Annotated in this window: 13 protein-coding genes and 3 pseudogenes; 7 read left to right on the forward strand and 9 right to left on the reverse strand. The window is 68.5% G+C overall.

All coding sequences use genetic code 11. The features are described 5' to 3' along the window. Nucleotides 1-184: 184 nt before the first annotated feature. On the reverse strand, nt 185-718 hold the full coding sequence (locus OV208_RS24725; protein WP_267576341.1) for a hypothetical protein: 534 nt from the start codon (nt 716-718) through the stop codon (nt 185-187). A gap of 64 nt (nt 719-782) precedes the next feature. Here OV208_RS24725 and OV208_RS24730 point away from each other — a divergent pair, with 64 nt between their 5' ends. Together OV208_RS24730 and OV208_RS24735 are read left to right on the forward strand one after the other, a co-directional pair. Then, entirely contained in the window at nt 783-1,205 is a 423-nt protein-coding gene (locus OV208_RS24730; RefSeq protein WP_267576342.1) for a hypothetical protein, read from the forward strand. Nucleotides 1,206-1,398: 193 nt separating this feature from the next. Continuing rightward, the gene (locus OV208_RS24735) at nt 1,399-2,220 is read left to right on the forward strand and encodes a TIGR02452 family protein (RefSeq protein ID WP_267576343.1); all 822 of its coding nucleotides are present in this window, start codon (nt 1,399-1,401) and stop codon (nt 2,218-2,220) included. 89 nt (nt 2,221-2,309) lie between these two features. Here OV208_RS24735 and OV208_RS24740 read toward each other — a convergent pair whose 3' ends face one another. After that, nucleotides 2,310-3,722 carry an aminotransferase class V-fold PLP-dependent enzyme gene (locus tag OV208_RS24740; RefSeq protein ID WP_267576344.1) on the reverse strand — a complete coding sequence of 471 codons (1,413 nt, stop codon included), beginning with the start codon at nt 3,720-3,722 and terminating at the stop codon, nt 2,310-2,312. Nucleotides 3,723-4,109: 387 nt separating this feature from the next. On the opposite strand from OV208_RS24740, the pseudogene OV208_RS24745 reads away from it, so the two are divergent. Beyond that, nucleotides 4,110-4,211, forward strand: a pseudogene (locus tag OV208_RS24745) (PPC domain-containing protein); the annotation flags it as partial. Here OV208_RS24745 and OV208_RS24750 read toward each other — a convergent pair. Next, nucleotides 4,181-4,366, reverse strand: a complete 186-nt coding sequence (locus OV208_RS24750) for a hypothetical protein (RefSeq protein ID WP_267576345.1) — start codon at nt 4,364-4,366, stop codon at nt 4,181-4,183. The pseudogene OV208_RS24745 and the gene OV208_RS24750 sit on opposite strands and share 31 nt — an antisense overlap. Before the next feature lie 62 nt (nt 4,367-4,428). On the opposite strand from OV208_RS24750, the gene OV208_RS24755 reads away from it, so the two are divergent. Continuing rightward, nucleotides 4,429-5,739: a hypothetical protein gene (locus tag OV208_RS24755; RefSeq protein ID WP_267576346.1), complete on the forward strand. Its 1,311-nt coding sequence runs from the start codon at nt 4,429-4,431 to the stop codon at nt 5,737-5,739. A gap of 336 nt (nt 5,740-6,075) precedes the next feature. Here OV208_RS24755 and OV208_RS24760 read toward each other — a convergent pair whose 3' ends face one another. The 6 genes and pseudogenes from OV208_RS24760 to OV208_RS24785 form a co-directional block, all read right to left on the reverse strand. Continuing rightward, nucleotides 6,076-6,555 (reverse strand): hypothetical protein, encoded by a 480-nt coding sequence (locus tag OV208_RS24760; protein WP_267576347.1) that lies wholly within the window; start codon nt 6,553-6,555, stop codon nt 6,076-6,078. Nucleotides 6,556-6,575: 20 nt separating this feature from the next. Beyond that, nucleotides 6,576-6,899 (reverse strand): annotated as a pseudogene (locus OV208_RS24765) (integrase core domain-containing protein); the annotation flags it as partial. Between the two features lie 81 nt (nt 6,900-6,980). Beyond that, nucleotides 6,981-9,311, reverse strand: a complete 2,331-nt coding sequence (locus OV208_RS24770) for a PQQ-dependent sugar dehydrogenase (RefSeq protein ID WP_267576348.1) — start codon at nt 9,309-9,311, stop codon at nt 6,981-6,983. A gap of 354 nt (nt 9,312-9,665) precedes the next feature. Further along, the gene (locus tag OV208_RS24775) at nt 9,666-10,832 is read right to left on the reverse strand and encodes a hypothetical protein (protein ID WP_267576349.1); all 1,167 of its coding nucleotides are present in this window, start codon (nt 10,830-10,832) and stop codon (nt 9,666-9,668) included. 229 nt (nt 10,833-11,061) lie between these two features. After that, a pseudogene (locus OV208_RS24780) lies at nt 11,062-11,232 on the reverse strand (IS5/IS1182 family transposase); the annotation flags it as partial. 102 nt (nt 11,233-11,334) lie between these two features. Beyond that, complete coding sequence (locus OV208_RS24785; protein WP_267576350.1) at nt 11,335-11,829, reverse strand: hypothetical protein; 495 nt, start codon at nt 11,827-11,829, stop codon at nt 11,335-11,337. A 1,168-nt stretch (nt 11,830-12,997) separates the two neighbouring features. Here OV208_RS24785 and OV208_RS24790 point away from each other — a divergent pair. The 3 genes from OV208_RS24790 to OV208_RS24800 all read left to right on the forward strand — a co-directional run bounded on the left by OV208_RS24790 (nt 12,998) and on the right by OV208_RS24800 (nt 18,450). Then, on the forward strand, nt 12,998-15,091 hold the full coding sequence (locus OV208_RS24790; protein WP_267576351.1) for a PQQ-dependent sugar dehydrogenase: 2,094 nt from the start codon (nt 12,998-13,000) through the stop codon (nt 15,089-15,091). Nucleotides 15,092-15,252: 161 nt separating this feature from the next. Further along, on the forward strand, nt 15,253-16,956 hold the full coding sequence (locus OV208_RS24795; RefSeq protein WP_267576352.1) for a DUF4394 domain-containing protein: 1,704 nt from the start codon (nt 15,253-15,255) through the stop codon (nt 16,954-16,956). Between the two features lie 249 nt (nt 16,957-17,205). Next, a complete protein-coding gene (locus OV208_RS24800) occupies nt 17,206-18,450 on the forward strand; it encodes a hypothetical protein (RefSeq protein WP_267576353.1) in 1,245 nt (414 codons plus the stop codon). Nucleotides 18,451-18,552: the final 102 nt, after the last annotated feature.

Here is an 18,552-nt window from a genome sequence, read left to right on the forward strand (position 1 = left end):
TGCTCGGCTTCGTCGCTGCTTGCGACGGCGACTCCCCTCCCCCCATCGAGAAGCCCGACGCGTCCGTCCCCTTGAAGTGCGACGAGGCTGGCTTCGCGCTGTGCGGCGACACCTGCGTGAACACCACGAACGACCCGGCTCACTGCGGGGGGTGTGGCAACGCCTGCGCGACCAGCGAGGCCTGTCAGGATGCCGTCTGCGTCGCGATCTGTCGGATCGGCGACCAGCAGGTCTCTGACGGGGCGGTGAACGCGGCGAATGCGTGCGAACAGTGCGTGCCGGCGATGTCCTCGACCACGTGGACGCAACGCGCGGACGGGACATCGTGCAACGACGGGCAGTTCTGCTCGGCCGGCGCGTGCAGCCCGAAGTGCTTCATCGGGGGCACGCTCCACGACGTGGGCGCGCCGAACCCGGCGAACCCCTGCGAGGTGTGCGTGCCGACGACGTCGACGACGACGTGGACGCAACGCGCGGACGGGGCATCGTGCAGCGACGGACAGGTCTGCTCGGCCAACGTGTGCAGCCCGAAGTGTTTCATCGAGGGCACGTTCCACGACGCGGGCACGCCGAACCCGGCGAACGCCTGCGAGACGTGCGCGCCGGCGACCTCGACGACGACCTGGACGGCGCGCGCGAGCGTTCCGCTGCTGGTCGGCGGCACCGACATCGCGGAGCAAGGCTGGACGACGGTCTCGCAGACGCCGAACACGCTCACGTATGGCGCGGACCACGTTCGCCTCGCGACGTCAACGAACCCCGGTGGGCGGACGAGCGGGCAGTTGCTCATCACGCGGGCGAACGCGTTCGACGCAACAAAGCCGTTCAAGCTCCAGGTGACGATGCAGGTCGAAGCGGTGAACAACCACAACTCGCTCGACAGCGGCGCGGCCATCCTGGGGAGCTTCACGCCGCCGTTCGGCAACAGCACGGATCGTTCGCAGATGATCTACCTCGACAACGCGGCGCTCGGCTGGGCGGACGACACGCAGTCCGCGGCGTTCTCGACGATCGACGGCGCGTACCATGTCTACGAGCTCGCGGTGGATGCAGCGAAGGTGGCGACGGTGAGCATCGACGGCGTCGCGAAGCTCACGCGAAACAACTTCACGGCGACTGGCACCATCGCCATCGGAGACCAGACCAACGACCCGAACGTCGACGGAACGGTGCGCATCAAGTCCGTCGAACGGCTCTGCCCCTGAGCCTCCCGCCGGACGCTCACCCGGGGCGTCCGGCGGTATCTCCTCCCCCAGAACGGCCACGACAAGGCGCTGGAGGTGGGGCGAATCGTCCTGGCGACACCGGATGCATGTCAGGCCCGCCCGCCACTCTTCGTGTATTATAAACACGAAGACTCCTGGGTTTGTCCCGGGAGCAGCCAGCCGGGAGAGGGACATGTCGCTGAAGGGGGTCGCGCAGGAGACGGTGGGAATCGCGGAGCGGGGCGAGTACGTGGCTCCGTCCGGGCAGCACGTCTTGTTTCGGGAGTCAGTGGAGCGCGCCCTGCGCGGGACGGTGCTCTACCGGCCCGGTGACTTCACGCGGCTGTCCCTGCCCGAGCCTCACGCGAGGGGCGCCGCGCTTCGCATCGAAGTCACCTCCGAGAAGACGGGCGCCGCGTCGCGCCGTTGGGTGGAGGAGGAAGGTGTGACGGGCGTCGTCGCGCTCAACTTCGCGTCCGCGAAGAATCCGGGCGGCGGCTTCCTGGGTGGAGCGAAGGCGCAGGAGGAGGACCTGGCGCGCTGCTCGGCGCTCTACCCGTGCCTGCTCACGCAGCGCGAGTACTACGACCGCAACCGGGCGGAGTCGTCGCCGCTGTACACGGACCACCTCATCTATTCGCCGGAGGTGCCCTTCTTCCGCGACGAGGGGCTCACCCTGCTGGAGAGGCCCTTCTCCGTGTCCCTCATCACCGCGCCCGCGCCCAATGCCGGCTCGGCCGAACAGAATGCGCCGCACCTGCTGCCCCGCATGCGCGAGGTGTTGCAAGCGCGGGCCCTCAAGGTGCTCCAGGTGGCGGCGCACCACGGACACCGCGCGCTGGTGCTGGGCGCGTGGGGCTGCGGCGCCTTCCGCAACAACCCGCATGACGCGGCGGACGCTTTCGCCAGCGCCCTTGACGCGTTCCCCGGCGTCTTCGAGCGGGTGGTGTTCGCGGTGTGGGAGCGGGGCGGGGACGGGCCCAACCTGCGGGCCTTCCGCGAGCGGTTCACCTGACGCGATGCGGATGACGCTCAACACCTGTCACGGCCCCGCAGTGCTTGCGGCCCCCGTCTCGGTCGGTACGCCGCGTCACGGCCCGCCCATCACGAACGCCTGTCCTCGTACCAGGCATTCATTCCATCGACGGCCCGGTCCACATCGGCAATCGTGTTGTAGATGTGAGGGCACAGGCGGAACGTCTTGTCGTCCCCGGAGCCCGCGATGCGGTAGCGCGGGTCCTCGTAGAGCCAGTCGTACAGCGTCTTCTTCCGGTGCTCCTTCGGCGCCTCGACGCGCACCACGCCCCAACTGCGCGCGGGGTCGCTCGGCGTGACGAGCCTCCACTGGCTCCCCGTCTGCTGGAGTCGTGACATGAGGTGCTGGGCGAGCTGGGCGATGCGTGCGTAGGGCTTGCGCGGCTGCAGGGCCGCCCACATCTTCTGGGTCAGGTCGAGCGCGATGATGTTCACGTCGTCGCGCTGGCCGATGAGCTCGAACCTCAGCGCGTTCTCCGGCAGCTCCCGGTACGGCACGATGGCGATGCGGTAGTCGTACCCGTAGATGCTTGGCATGAAGTTCCGGGCCTTCTCCTTGCGCATGAAGAGGATGCCCGTCTCCTTGGGCCCCAGGAACCACTTGTGGGCGCTGGAGACGAGGCTGTGGCAGTACGCGTTCGCCAGGTTGAGCGGGCGCGCGCCCCACGCCATCGTGCCATCGATGTGGACGTGGCAGTTCGGCCGGTTCGTCTTCACGTGGTCCCAGATGGCGCGCATCACCGACTCGGGCATGCGGAAGCCATTGCTGTTGGCCGTCTCCGTGTACGTCACGAAGCGCGTGCGCTCGGTGATTCGTTTGATGAAGGCCGCCGCGATGTCCGCCTCTGGGGCGTTCGTCGGGAAGGACACCTCCTCCACCTTGAAGGGCGTCGGGCCGCCGGGCCACTCGGCTCGCATCTTCCAGGCTTCGCGGTTGGTGGGGTGGTTCTCCGCCCACATCACCACGGTGTCATTCCCGTCCGCGCTCCAGCCCCGGAAGCCGCAGTGGATGGCGTTGTTCGCCTCCGTGGCGTTGCGCACGATGGCGAGGTCGGTCGGGTCGCTCAGGCCCAGGCCGAAGGCCAGGCTCTTGCGCGTCCGCTCCAACTGGAGCACCCGCTCGCCCTGCGCGGTGCGCATCTGCTGCGAGACGTTGAGGCTGTATTCGAGGCGCAGCTCGTTGAGCGACTCGATGAGCGCCGTGGGCTCCGGGCAGAGGTTGGCGGCGTTCATCGGCGTGACGCGCTCGGAGGGCGCGACCGTAGCGAAGCCGAACTCCTGCTGGAACGCCGTCCAAAACGCCTCGTCGGTCTTCTTTGATGGGGCACGGACCGCCTCGAAGAAGCGGTTCAGCTTGTCCGTCAGCGCGCGTCCTCGCTCCTTGGAAAGGAGTCCCACGTCGGACAGCGACGTGAGGAGGGGGCGGCTGTCGACGGACTCGGCTGCGTTGGCGGCCACGTCGAAGTCGGGGGCTTTGAACATGGGGCGCTCCGGAAGGGGTGGGTGAGCCACCGTGCACCTGGTTCCGACTCCGGGACATCACCCCGTAGGGCACCGCGCCAGTCGGGGGCCGGACATTTGCCGGTCCCCTCCCGAGTCTTCGTCCTCACACCCGAGTCTTGTGTAGTCGGTGAAGAGGAGCGAGCAGGAACGCGGGAAGCTTCTCGCTTCTCGGTGAAGCCGTCCGAGAAGGGCCCCCTCAGCAGCCCCGCCGAATCCGGTGAGGGACGCTGACGGGTAGCCCATGAGCCGCACTCCGGGCCGGCGCAGAAGCCATTCATCTCCAGCAGAGCCCACCACGCTGCAGACGGTGGACGTGAACATCATCACTTCACCATCACGGTTCCCGCCGGCGCCACGTCGCTGACGGTGGAGATCGCGGGTGGCACGGGTGACGCGGACCTGTACGTGCGCCGCGGCTCGCAGCCCACGACCAGCGCCTACGACCGCCGTCCGTACCTGGGTGGCAACGCGGAGTCCTGCTCCTTCAGCGCCTCGGCGGCCGGCACCTGGTACGTGTCCGTGCGCGGCGACTCGACGTTCTCCGGCCTGAGCGTGAAGGCCACGGTGCCGCAGTCGTCGGCTGAAGCCAGCCTGATGCTCGCGAAGCCCGCTTCCTCCGTCATGGAGGGAGGGGGCTTTCGCGCTCCAGCCCCCGGGTGGGTCGGGAGTGCTACACCCGTCCTTCATGGCCCGGACCACCCCCAGAGCCTCGCGCTGTCCCTACTGCAACGCGCCATTCGCGCCCCGGCCCGGGCAGACGCACTACACCTGCGGCTACTGCGGCGAGGAGTTCGACCTGGGGGGCCCGGGGCAGCCGCCGGCCCCGCCGCGCCCGCCCACCCCGGCGAAGTCCGCCCAGCCGCAAGTCGTCATGGCCGCCGCCCTGGGCGTCATGGTCATGATGGGCCTGCTGACGGCCCTGCTCATGGCGGGACCCGACCCCGAACCCGAGCCGGCCCCCTACGTTCCCCCGCCGCCGCGGGTGGTGACGCCCCAGCCTCCGCCCCCGCCCGTCCCCCCACCCGCGCCCCCGCCGGAGCGCGTGCAGTGGATGGAGCGCGACGCGCCGGTGTTCGTGGATGTGAATGGGGACGGCACGGACGACATCGTCGGGCACGTGCGCCGCTTCGGTGGCGCCAACAACGCGGACCTCATCGCCGCGTTCGACGGCAAGACGTTCCAGAAGCTCTGGGAGAGCCTGCCCTCGAAGGGACCGGACGCATCAAGCCGCACGAAGGTCATCGCCCAGAACGGCATGCTGGTGTCGAGCGAGCAACGCGCGGTGAACCTGCTGGAGCTGGCGACGGGGAAGCGGCTGGGGCAGGTGCCGCTGTCGGACTCGCCGCGCCGGCTGTGCATCCCGCCGGGGGAAGCGCACTCGGTCTGGGTGGAGGTCATCGACCACAAGCACCTGCTCTTCGACACGCGCACGGCCACCGCGAAGCCCGCGCCCCGGGCCCCGCCCGGCTGCGCCACCCCGCCGCTGAGCCCCGAGACGTGCGACATGAGCCGCCCTCCGGAGCACCCCACGCGCTGCGTGCGCTCCAGCTATCCGCCCTCCGACATCCGCGGCTTCTCCACGCGCTACCTCTTCCGTTCGCAGGGCTACACCCTGTCCATGGGCACGCGGTGGCCGGGCACCCAGGTGCCCCTGGTGGCGGTGTACGAGCCCGGCAACAGGAAGCCCCTGTGGCACGGCGTCGTCGCCGACAAGGACCCGCTGCTGCTGCGCGACACCCCGCCCAGGGTGGGGGAAATCACCCGCGACGCCGTCTACATCCTCTATGAGATGGACAAGGGCGGCGCGCGGCTCGTCCGGCGCGACCTGCGCACCGGCGCCATCGCCTGGGACGTGCCGCTGCCCCACGAAACGGTGGGCATGGGGCCTTCGGCCCTCTGGGTCCATGGAGGCCGGGTGTACCTGCCGAACTGGATGTGGCTGGACGTGTTCGACGCGGCGACGGGAAAGCTGGAGGGCACGATTGGCACGCGCTGAGGCTCCGTAGACGGCGAGCAGGTGAAGACGTCTCCCGCGTGCAGCCCCACCGACACCAGGAGCACGAACAGGAGCTGGGCGCGGCGGGACATGGCCCTCGACTTCCTACAAAACAAAACAACCGGTCAATCGCTGTATTCCACCCTCGGGGTGGGTTGGGGGAGCGCCTCAAACATGCCCATGGGCACGGAGGATTTCATGAAGCGGAGCAACACGCTGCTGGGTCTTGGACTGGGATTGGCACTGCTGGGCAGCGCTCCGGCGGTCGCGGGGGCCAACCTCTTGGAGTTGCCCCGTCAAGTTCGGACAGGTTGGCGGCTCGACTACGCACTTCTGTCACACCCGTTCTGAGAAACGCTTCTTCCACTCCGCTGGCAACGTGGGCGGGCCTTTCAACTCAAGACGCTGCCGCAAGTCGTGCTTGAAGCGCCGGAGTGCTGCGCCCAGGTCGTCCCAGGCAAACTCCGCGTTCTGCCACTCGGGATGCGGGGCGCCACCACCTATGCCAGCGACGATGGAGAGGTGGATGGACGCGTCCGTGCGCTCGAAGAGGAAGGCGGGGTCGCCCTGCTCGCACGAGTCGAGGGTGTAGGGCTGTCTGTCGGAAAGTGACGCCACGGCCCCGGTGAGTTCGTCCCACCACTGCCCGAGGCACACATCGTCCGGCCCCCAGAAGCCCATGCAAGGCACGCGTCGCTCGCCGATGGTCCACGCCAATTCACCATGAACGTGAGGCTCATCTTCGCAAAGCGCTGCCAGGGGCCGACGCTCGTTGCCCTCGCCGGGCACGTGGGCGCTGCGGAGTTCAAGCTGCATCGATGGGGAGCCTGACGACATCAGCCGACCTCCGCTGGACAGGCGCCTGCGGCCACCGCCCCGCGAAACTCGCGTGGCGAGCGCATTCCGAGCCCCTTGTGAGGGTACACCGAATTGTAGTCTTCGAGCCAGGCTGGCAGCCGCGTCAGGACGTGGGCGGCAGAATGCAGCTCGTTCACGTACACGTCGTCGCGCTTGAAGGTCTTCACGAGGGCCTCCGCCATGCCGTTGCTTTGCGGCGAGTACGCGGGCGTGGTGCACATCAACAGCCCCAGGGAGCGGCCGAACTCGCGCGTGTCGTGCGCGGTGTAGACGGAGTCATTGTCCGAGAGCCACTCCACCGGGTGCGGCACCCGTATGGTGCCCGAGGATGAACAAAAGGTGCTGAAGTCGGAGGAGGTGGACGCGCAGTCACGTCCCCCGGCTCAGCGATACCAGCGGAGCCGGGCCAGGGCGTCGCCCCCGTGCTCGTAGTACTCCATCACCACGGTGTGCTCGCCAGCGCTCATCCAACGGGTCTCGAAGAAGCTCGTGGTCGGCTGGTCCCTCCACCCGTCGATGATGCGCTCGCCGTCCACGAACAAGCGAACGCCGTCGTCCGCCTCGGCCAGGAAGGAGTAGAGGCCCGACTCGAAGTTGAACCGTCCCGTCCAGCGCACGGAGAAGTCGTCGGGCCCTACCTCTGGCACGGGGCTGCCCGTGGCCCAGAAGTTCTCGAGCGGCGCTCCTTCGCAGCGCACCCGCGCCGGGGCACCCTCCAGGTCCCGGTTGCCAAAGTACTCCGCCCGGTACTGTCCGAGCGGACATGCCAGCGCGACAGGCTCGAAGAAGGCCGTGTAGCTGGCGTCGTTCGGACCGGCCTGGATGACGTGCTCCGCGGCCCCGCTGTCCGACCACTCGCGGAACCCAAGGACGCCTTGCGGTGACGGAGCGGCCACGGTGTGCGAGGAGCCGACGATGACCGAGCGGACCCGGGGCGCCGGTCCGCTCGTGCCATCGAACACCAGCTCCAGCCCCGGCGGTGACGTCTGGAGCGTCACCTGCACCCTCTGCGGGTCCAAGGTGATCATCCAACTGCTCGTCACCCCCGTCGAGTTCGTCGCGGTCAGCTTGAGGTCGAAGCGCACCTCGTCACCATGGTCCGGGACGGTGAAGGATCCGGTCGCACCCGTGCTCGTGGAGTACGGATGCGTGTGGCAGGTTCCCGCGGTGCAGTGGCGCAGGGTGACGATCCACCGCAGCCGGTCGCCAGGAATGGGCCCCTCGTTGGCGTCGACCGCCGAGCCCGAGTAGGTCACCACGTCGCCCACCTTGAAGCGGTACGTACTCGGGGGCGAGTGGATGGTCACGACCGGCACCGCGTTGCCCACGGTGACGCTCACAGCGGAGGAATGGCTGCCGCCGCGCCCATCGCTGACGGTCAGCCGGGCCACGTAGAAGCCGGTCGCGGCGTACGTGTGCTCCGGGCCGGGCAGCGTCGACACGGGGGAGCCGTCCCCGAAGTCCCAGCGGTACTGGAGCACGTCGCCGTCCGCGTCGCTGGAGCCCGCGCTGGAGAAACGCACCAGCAGGGGAGGTCCACCCCTGCGTGGCGTCGCCGAGGCCACGGCCACGGGCGGCGTGTTGCCCATCATGTAGCGGATGCGGCGCAGCTCGCCCGCGACGATGTCCACGAAGAAGAGGTTGGAGTCCGGCCCGATGCCGAGCTCGACCAGCCGACCCACCCCGGTCGCGAACAGCGTCACGCTGCCGGGCACGAGCTGATCCTCCGCATCCACCCGAAGGGAGCGGATCCACTGCTGGCTGTAGTCGCCGAAGAAGTAGACGCCCTGCCACGTCTCCGGGAACGCGGTGCCCGTGTAGAAGGCGCCGCCGGTGACCGTCTGGCCGACGCCGCGGTCCCAGAAGTGCAGCGGAGCCCTCACCGCGCCGGGCCCTCGGGCGTAGAGCGCCTGGCAGACGGGCTTGGGTTCGTAGCCGGGCTGGCGGAAGGGGCCCTCGTAGCAGGGCCAGCCCAGGTTCGCCCCCGGCGGCGCGACGTTGATCTCCTCGTAGGTGTTCCAGCCGACGTCGCCCAGGTAGGGTGTGGCAGTGCCTGGACGCAGGCTGAAGCGATAGGGATTGCGCAGACCCAGCGCCCACACCTTGGAGCGGTTGGCCCTGGCATCCCCGTTCCAGAACGGGTTCGAGGCCACGCCCTCGCCGGAGCGGGTGATGCGCAGCACCTTGCCCGCGAGGGAGTCCAGGCTCTGCGCCCGCAGCGCGTCGTCGTCGACCGCGTCGAAGCGGGCCCCGTCTCCCGACGTCACGAAGAGGGTGTCGTCCAGCGCGAAGCGCAGATTGCCCACGGAGTGCGATGTGCCGTCCGAGGGAATGCAATCCGCGCCCGTGGGAAGAGCATTGCAGGAGCTGCCCACGGCGGTGCCGAGCAGCACGACCTCGCTCGCGGGCGAAGCCGTGTCCCCCAGGGCGCTGTAGCGCGCCAGCCGCGACGTCTTCGGCCCGGAGTCATCCGTGTCATCGTCGTCGTAGGTGTAGAGCAGGTAGATGAAGCCGTTGGTAGCGAAGGCCGGATCCACCGCGAGCCCCATCAACCCGCGATCATGGTGCGAGTTCACCCGGCCACGGATGTCGATGAAGGGCACGCCCTGGAGGACGCCGTTCTTGAAGAGCCGGACCACCCCGTCCTTCTCCGCGATGAGGATGCGCCCATCGGGAAGGCTCGCGAACGTCGTCGGATACTGCAGGCCCGCCACGACGAGCTCGGAGGAGAAGCCTCCAGGAAGGGTGAGGGGCGCCGGGGACTGTGCCCTGGCGGGCGGCCACCCACCCAGACACAGGGCGAGAAGGACGGTGAGGCAAGGCGGACAGCGTTGAAGTGACGGCATGAAAGCATCCCTCGCGTGCGGGAGGTTCGAGAGACTGGCACGTTGTCTGCCTTCAGCCATTCGCCCCCCGGACCCGGGTTGCTGTCAGCCAATGCGCGCCGGGCTCCCTCCATGGGCGGAGGGCGTCAGCCCCACGCCCGAGCGATGAGAGGCGCATGTCGTCCAGAGGGGGCGGGTTCGCGGCCATGAGGGAGCCTGGGCCTGGGGAAGGATTCGGCCGGCCTACAGCGCGACCTGGAACAGGAGGATCAGCCGCGAGAAGGAGTCCGTACCCTCCCGCAACGCCGGATAGTGGTCCCAACTGAGCGCGGCCCCCAGCGGACCGAAATGCAGATCCGCGAGGAGTCGCAGGCCAGGCCTGGCTTCGGGGAGCACCTGCACCGGTATGCCCAGGCCGAGCCCGAAGCTTGGGATGATGGCGACCTGGGGCGTCGCGTACTGCGTGAGGGGCGTGAGGACGACCTGCTCGCGAAAGTCCGTCTCCACCGAGAGCGAATGGAGGAAGGACTCGGGCGTGGCGAACTGGTAGCCGAGACGGGCCATGAAGCGGGATTCGTCTCCGAGGCGCGCGCCCAGTCCCAGTTGCACACCGCCCGAAGTCCACCACGGCTTGCGCTTCGTCAGCGTGACGTTGAGCCACTCGGGCGCGCTCGCCGCCGTGAGGCGCCGCTCCGCCACCACATGCTCGCCCTCGTGCCGAAGGCGCCATCCCGTGGCCACCGGCAACGTGCGCGCGGATGCGTCCGGGCTGCTGCCCACCTCCCACGCGGAAGGGACACGCACCGTGATGTGGAGCGTGGGGTTGCCTGCCCAGGTCCGGATGGGCCCCAGCAGATAGTCGATGTCCCAGTGCGAGGCCTGCTCCGGCCCGGGAGACAGCAGTGCGTGACGCGACTGGATCGCGGGCCACACGTACCCCGATGGCAGGAAGCGCCGCTCGAGTTGCATCAAGCCCCGCACCCGTAGCTCCCCCTCCCTCCCGGGTGGAAGCGTGAGGGTGAAGCCGAAGCGCTCCGCCGGGGAATGCGCGAGCCTCCCGGAGTCCGACGTGGGACCCATCGAGGCCGCCTGTGCTTCTGTCACCGGCAGAGGCTCCTCGTCGAACTGCACGCTGACCTCGCGTGTGCGGAGTCCCAGGAAGGCGGCATCGACGACCTCCGCCTCGGGGGTCCCGTTGCGCAGCCGGTAGCGCGCCTCGAAGTGGCAGACCGCCTCTTGCTCCGCCTCCGCGCAATCGAAGTCCAGCTTCTCGCTGAGCACCTCCGAGCGCGTGCGCGCGGTCCCCGATGACAGGGTGAAGGTCGCTGGCGTACGCGTGGACGCGGCAACGTTGGCGGCGGCGGGCAATGCAGCGAGGAGACAAACGATGGACGCAAGGCGGACCGCCATGTCCGCCATTGTCGCTCAAATCCAAGGTCCCGCGGATGTTGACAGGGACGCAACGGGGCGCGCGGTGCGCTGGCGCGGCTGCCCTCTCTGCCACGAACGGAGGACGGCCGCTGCACTGTGCCGTCACATGCGCCCGGCGGCAGAACGAACCGATGAGAGATCAAGACATTGGCCGGCAACAGCGCGACCTGCTTGGGGTCTTGCTCACGCCTTGCTGCGGGTTCGAATGCCCCTGGCCCGTCTGTCGGTACATCGTTTCGAGCTCGTCCTGAAAGGCCTCGTCGAACAACTCGTGCCGATGCTCGCGCAGGAAGACGAAGAGCTTCCTGCTCTTCCCCGCGATCTTCAGCAGGCGTTGCTCCCGGGCGCTCTGCTCCACAGCCGGCTTCCAGCGTTCCATGAGCCACCTCCGTGAGGTGGCGACCTGATCACGCAGCGACAACCCGCGTCGATCGCTCGCGCAAGTATTCGACTTTCCTCGGGCGGAAACCTGATCGGCGCTCTAGCGCGCCCGTGGGGCACTTGTCTCCCAGCCGGCCATCCGCCGGATGCGTTGAATGTCTTTTAGATTTTCCTTCCGCACGGGGTGGGCTTTGCGCAGAAAGAGCAGGTGCCTCTCTGCTTCATCCAGCTTCCGCCGCGCCCTATCGGACTGGCCAGGAAACTGCTTGACGGTCAATGCGAATAAGCACGCTACATGCGCTCGCCTTCCTGGATTGTCGTAGCCCAGCTTTTCAGTGCGACGTAACGCGCGGCTGAACTCAGCCCAGGTGCACTCGCGCCCGTAAGCGCCCAGCAGAATGTCTTCGGCCGTCCTTCGCATGATGACAAGCTGCTCTTTCGGCGTTTTGGCCTCGCGCAGCCATGCTCGCTGGCGTTCTAGAAATGTGCGCTCGAACTCCGCGAAGGTCGCCTTTGACAAAGAGAGGTGAAGCCTACCGCTCTCCAGTGCGCCAATGGGCTCGTTTTCTGCCTTCTGCGGCTGGCGGTTTCTCATCCTCCTGGACACCTTTTCCCGTTGGCGGAGCTTGGCCAAAAACCTCTGCGCGTGCAGTATTCGTAACAGGCTTTACATTGCGTCTCATTGTGGACGCGGCCGGGCTTTGTTCCGCCCCCTTTGTCTACGCACTTGTCGTAGTGCGGCTCGCATATTTCTGAGCGCCAGCGTTCTCTCTCTGCTGGTGTTGGCAACTCTTCTGCGCTTGCGGGGTCCGTAGCCCCCGGCGGCGGGAGGAGGATGGGAGGTTGAGGCGATCTTACAGGCGTCTCAGCTCCGCAACTTTCAGGGCTGTACGGATGTCTCTTGAGGCAACAGGAAATTGTAGAGTCGCTTTGGTTGCACTCAGCTTGCGCCAAGGCAAACGTCGTCCGGCCCGTTCTATGAGAGTTGGCGGAAGTACAACCGAAAGAAACCACCAGTGCTGCGGCCGCTAGGAGCAAGGTGAAGTGCGCTCGGGCTGGTCTAGCTGCGATTGGATCCCGCATAACTGCCTCACCATCCAGACATGGCGCATGCCGATATTTTCCGATTACGCGGAGAATCATCGAATGAAGGAAGCTCTAGTTGCATCCCCATGATGCAAGCGCGGGCAAACGGATCGGGCTGTAATAATTTCAGGAACTTGGCGGGGCCTGGACCTTATTCGGACATCACCAAAGGTGCAGAGAATCCCGAAGCACCACTGGCCTAGTTCGGGGCCAGCGAGTCCAGGCCGGAGTAGGTTCATCGCGGACGTCGCCGTACCAAGTGTAACGGGCCGGGGTAATGGATCGCAGTCGGGTCTGGTGAGTGTCAACGTAGTTGTCGCGTGAAACATGTCACGCAGTTGCGGTCATCGTCGGCACTACTGGGGCGAGGTTCGGGGCAGGGTTGAGCCGCACGGGGCCAGAGGGAATCCAGGGGGAGTGTCGGCGTTCAGAGGGGGCCGGTTTCCCCTCTATACGGGTTCGAATCCCCCCTCCTCCCTGCGGAGCGACCTGCCGCTCTGAGCCGAATCCGCTCCTGACGAAAAGGTGCGGACCCATTGCGGGAACCCGGCGAGGGGTACGACCTGGGGCATGGGCCTGATGCTCGGGGTTCAACATCCGCCCAGGTGGCTCCACAAAGTTCGCTTGAGCCAGACCCGGAATCCCGGGAAGGAGGCGGCATGCCAAGGAGCGTCTCAATGCATGTCCATCATCTGCCCGTCGGTGTTCGCCGCACGGGACTGGCCGTACTCTTCGCCACCGTCGTTGCCTGTGGAGGGAAGGCGGAGACCGACCCCGAACCCCAGACGCAGTCCGCCGAGGTGACCGCGGGCACCCGGCTCATCGGCACGCAGTCCGGCCGCTGCCTCGACGTGGCCCAGAACAGCCAGACGCCGGGGCAGGTGCTCCACATCTACGACTGCCACGGGCAGGCGAACCAGCGGTTCCTGTTCACGCCCGAGGGCGAGCTGCGCGTGTTCGACGGCGCCTGGTGCGTCCAGCCCGCGACCGCCAGCGCCGGAGCCAGCGCGGTCATCGGCGCCTGCACCGGGGCCGCGAACCAGCGGTGGGTCCGCAATGCCAGCGGCGCGGTGGTCCACACGGCGTCCTCGCTGTGCCTCGACGTGTCCGGTCAGGCCACCGCCAACAGCTCGCCGGTGAATGTCTGGAATTGCAACGGCCAGACGAACCAGCAGTGGTCGTTCCCGGCCGACACCCAGGCCCCCACCGTGCCCACGGGGCTCACCCTGTCCAACGTGACGTGCAACTCGGCCACGCTCACGTGGTCGCCGTCCACGGACAACCAGGGCGTCGCCTTCTATGACGTCTACCACGACGGCCAGCTCATGAAGTCCGTCTCCGGCGCCACGGTGTCCACCGGCCTGACCGTGGTCCCCGGCGCGACCTGGGGCCTGTACGTGAATGCGCGGGACGCGGCGGGCAATGTCTCTCAGGGCAGCGCCACGCTCTCCATCACCCCGCCGCCGTGCCAGGTGGACACCCAGCCCCCCAGCATCCCGACCGGCGTCACCGCCACCGCCCTGGGCACCAGCGTGACCTTGAGCTGGACCGCGTCCACCGACAACCTGGGCGTGAGCGCCTACGCCGTGTTCCGGGGGGGCGTGCAGATCGCGACGGTGCCCGGCTCGCCGCCCGGGACGTCCTTCGTCGACAGCGGCCTGTCCGCGAACACGACGTATTCCTATGCCGTGCTCGCCCGCGACGCCCAGGGCAATGCGTCCGCCCAGAGCGCGGCCGCGACGGTCACCACCGGCCAGGCCTGCACGAACGCCGTCTGCTCCGTCACCCAGGTCGCCACCGACACGGACATCCCGTGGGGCCTGGTGAACCTGCCGGACGGCACGGTGCTCTACGGCCGCAGGGACGCGCAGAACATCGTGCGCCTGGACCCGGCGACGGGCGTGAAGACGTCGGTGGGGACCGTCCCCAACGTGCAGAGCACCGACGGCGAGGGCGGGCTGATGGGGCTGGCCCTCTCCCCCACCTTCTCCACCGACCGCTGGCTGTACGTGATGCACACCTCCCCCACCGACAACCGCATCGTGCGCCTGCGGTATGAGAACGGGGCGCTCAACACCGCGTCGCTCCAGGTGCTGCTCCAGGGCATCGGCCGCAACAAGTTCCACAACGGCGGGCGCCTTCGCTTTGGTCCGGACGGGAAGCTCTACGCGTCGACCGGGGATGCCCAGAACGGCGCCTACGCGCAGGACATCAACAACCTGGCCGGCAAGGTGTTGCGCCTCAATGCCGACGGCACCATCCCGTCCGACAACCCCTTCGGCAACTACGTGTGGAGCTACGGCCACCGCAACCCGCAGGGGCTGGCCTTCGACTCCCAGGGCCAGCTCTGGGAGCAGGAGTTCGGCAACTCCGTGATGGACGAGACCAACCTCATCCAGAAGGGCGGCAACTACGGCTGGCCGAACTGTGAGGGTACGGTGTCCCAGGGCGGTTCGGGCTGCGCGACGGCCGGGTACATCGCGCCGAAGCAGACCTACTCCACGGCGGAAGGCTCCTGCTCCGGCATCGCGGTGGTCCGCGACGTCCTCTACGTGGCCTGCGCCCGAGGCTCCCGCCTCTACCGCGAGGTCATCAGCGGCTCCAACCTGACCAACGTGCAGCAGTTCTTCGTCGGCACCTACGGCCGGCTGCGCACCGTCGAGCCGACCCCTGACGGCAATCTGTGGATGACCACCACCAACCAGGGCGACAAGGACAGCGTCCCCAACAACAGCAACGAGAAGATCTTCCGCGTCGTGTTGGGGCAGTAGGCAGCGCTCCAGCCCCCCGGAGCCCTGGAGGCGCCGGGGGGCATGGGCGCAAGTTTGACTGGTGAACGGATGGAGGGGCTCCGACAGGGGATTGAATCCAGTTCCAGAGCCCCCGCGTAAGGCCCCACGAACGCCGATTCGGTACAGCCACCCGGGAGCCCATGTCACTCATCAGGAATCAGAGCAGAATCTTCGCCGCGCTCGCCACCGCCCTCATGCTCACGGCCTGCGGAGACGACGACGACAACAACCCCACGCCCCCGCCTGACGCGGGCACCGGCGTGGATGCCGGCACCGACGCGGGCACCGGCACCGACGCGGGCACCGACGGCGGGTCGACCCCGGTCATGGTGGGTGAAGTCATCGCCCTGACCGCTTCGAACAAGCTCGTGTCCTTTGATCGCGCGACGCCGGGCACCCTGGTGGGCTCCGTCGACGTGACGGGCCTGAACTCGGGCGAGTCGCTGCTGGGCATCGACTACCGTCCCGCGGACTCGCAGCTCTATGGCCTCACGAGCGCGGGGCGCATCGTCACGCTGGCGCCGGACACCGGCGTCGCCACCCTGAAGTCCACCCTGGCCGCCATGGCGGGAGATGACAACCCGTTCACCGCGCTGTCGGGCACCGACTTCGCCGTGGACTTCAATCCGGTGGCGGACCGCCTGCGAGTGGTGGGCGACGACGGGCAGAACCTGCGCATCAACGTCGACACCGGCGCCACCACCACCGACGGCAACATCAACGGCGGCAACAGCGGCGCGAAGGTGACGGGCGCGGGCTACACCAACTCCTTCCCGGAGACGGCCAACACCCGCCTCTTCGTGCTGGATGCGGCGACGGACACCGTCTACCTCCAGGACCCGCCGAACAACGGCACGCTCTCCGCTCCGGTGCCACTGGGCGTGGATGCCTCCGGGGTGAATGGCTATGACATCGACGCGCGCACCAACGTGGGCTACGCCGCGCTGACGGTGGGCGGCACGCAGCGCCTGTACCGCATCACCCCGGAGAACGCCGCGGGGGCGGCCACGGAGCTGGCGGTCATTGGAACGACGGAGGCCCTCAAGGGCCTGGCCCTGAAGCAGGCGTCCGGGGCCGCGGTCTACGGCCTCACCACGGACAGCCGGCTCGTGCGGGCCGCGGTCTCCGCGCCCAACACGCTGACGGCGACGGTGGCCCTGACGGGCGTGCCAGGAGGGGAGACGCTGCTCGGCATCGACGTGCGTCCGGCGGACCGGAAGATGTATGCCCTTTCCTCCGCCGGGAAGCTCTACACGGTGGATCCGCAGACGGGCGCGGTCACCGCGAAGTCCACGCTGAGCGCGGACCCCGCCGACCTCACGGCGCCCTTCACCGCATTGTCGGGGACCTGGTTCGTCATCGACTTCAACCCGGTGGCGGACCGCCTGCGCGTGGTGAGCGACACCGGGCAGAACCTGCGCATCAACGTGGACACCGGCGCCACCACCACGGACGGCGACATCAACCGCTCACCGGCCGCGGTCGTCTTCGGCGCGGCGTACACGAACAGCGTGATGGGCACCACCGCGACGGCGCTGTTCGACCTGGAGCGCAACAGCAACGTGCTGGCCAAGCAGGACCCGCCCAACAACGGCACGCTGGTCAACGTGGGCGCGCTGGGCGTGACGTTCGTCGGCGCGGCGGGCTTCGACATCGCCGGCGGTGACAATGGCCTGCCGCTGGTGGCGGGACGCACGGCGAGCAGCGGACCCCATGTCCTGTACCAGGTCAGTTTGCTGACCGGCGCGGCCACGTTCTTCCCGAGGACCGCGACCACGGCGGAGCTGGCCTCCATCGGTGGCGCCTCCGGCCCCGAGCTGCGCGACATCGCCGTCGTGTACTGAGGCAGGACGTTCCCGGTCGGGTCCGAAGGTGTGGACCCGATCGGGTGCATGTGAAGAAGAGCAGGAGAACACATCCAGCCGTGGCGTGCCGCAAGGGCAGTGCAGCCCTTTCAGGCACACGCCTGCCCAGGCGTCCCTCCCTCCCCGCGGTGTCTCCCAAGGCATTGAGCGCGTGCCTAACGTCCTTGAAAGGCAATGCCGCACGGGAGCCCCCCCCTGGCCCGTGGCGTGGGTTGCCGAGGAGCGACCATGACGGAGACGATGGAACTGGCCCCACGGGAGCGCGCGGAAGGCGCGGCGCTCCTCCAACGCACCTGGCAACTGGTGGGGGCGCTGAGACACGAGCTCTCCCCCAGGGACCTGCGCACGGGGCGCTGGTTCACCCAGCTGCTGTCCACCTACCTGCGACACTACGACGCGCACGCGCTTCACCAGGCCGCCGCCGCGAAGGGGACGGGAGCCGACGCCACCGAGGCCATCATCCGGCGGGCCTGCGGGGCCTCCTTCCTCTCCGGCGCGGGGAGCGGCTCGGTGACCTCCGGACTCACCGCGATCGCGGCGGAAGCGGGCGTCCCCGGGCTGGTGGTGGCCATCCCGGCCGCGGGCCTCGTCGTCACGACAGAGATGCTCGCGCACGCCCTCATCAACCTGCGGATGGCGTGCGACCTGGCCAGCGCCTTCGGCGTGCGCTTCGACCCGGAGGACCCCTCCGACCTCTCGCGCCTCTATGCCATCATCCATGGCCAGGGGGAGCAGGACGAGGACGATGACTCGCTCGGCCTGGGGCGCGTGGAGCACCTCGTGCATGCGAAGGGGACCGACCTGGGCGAGGACATCGGGGCGAAGCTGCTGGGGGAGAGCGTGACGCGCAACCTCGTGCCCTTCCTGAACGTGGTGACGTCCTCCATGGCCAACTGGCGGCGCACCCGGCATCTGGGCGCTTCCGTGCTGCGCTACGTGCGACTGCGCCGCGCGCTGGAGGACTCCGATGCCGCCATCCGCCGCGTGGCCCCGGAAAGTGTGAGCCTGCTGCTGGAGAGCCTGTGGTTCCTCTTCGTCTCCGACGGCGGCCTCCGCGAGGAGGAGTCCGCCGTGCTCACCCACCAGCTCGCCCGGCTCTCCCCGGCACGGCGCCGGGAGACCGTGGGCCGCTTCGTGGAGGATGCCTCCGCGTGGCTCAAGCGTCTGCGCTCGGCGCCGGCCAGGTCGCGCGAGGTCCTCATGTGGTCACTCAACCAGCTCTCCGCCGCGGACCTCAGCGCGTCCACACCCGAGCGAGACCTGCTGCACAAGGCCGCGGAGGCCCTGCACACCCCCATGGACGGCCATCACCTGGACACGCTGGTGCGCCGCTACCGCTCGGAGGGCGTGGCACACGCGTTCGCCGCCCCGGCGCGGGCCGCCAAGCCGCGCGCACGCAAGCACGCCGGACGCAAGGGCGCGCAGGCCCCCCGGACAGCGAGGGCGCAGGAGACGCCGGCGCGCCTCCACTGAGGCCGCCCCCCCCTCCAGGTCCTGCCTTCAGGCCCTGGAGGTCCAGCGGGGTGTTCACAGGTGGAACCGCCGGCGCGCGGGTGTCACCCCATCAGCGTCCCC

It is taken from the genome of Corallococcus sp. bb12-1, from assembly GCF_026626765.1.
Lineage (GTDB): Bacteria > Myxococcota > Myxococcia > Myxococcales > Myxococcaceae > Corallococcus > Corallococcus terminator.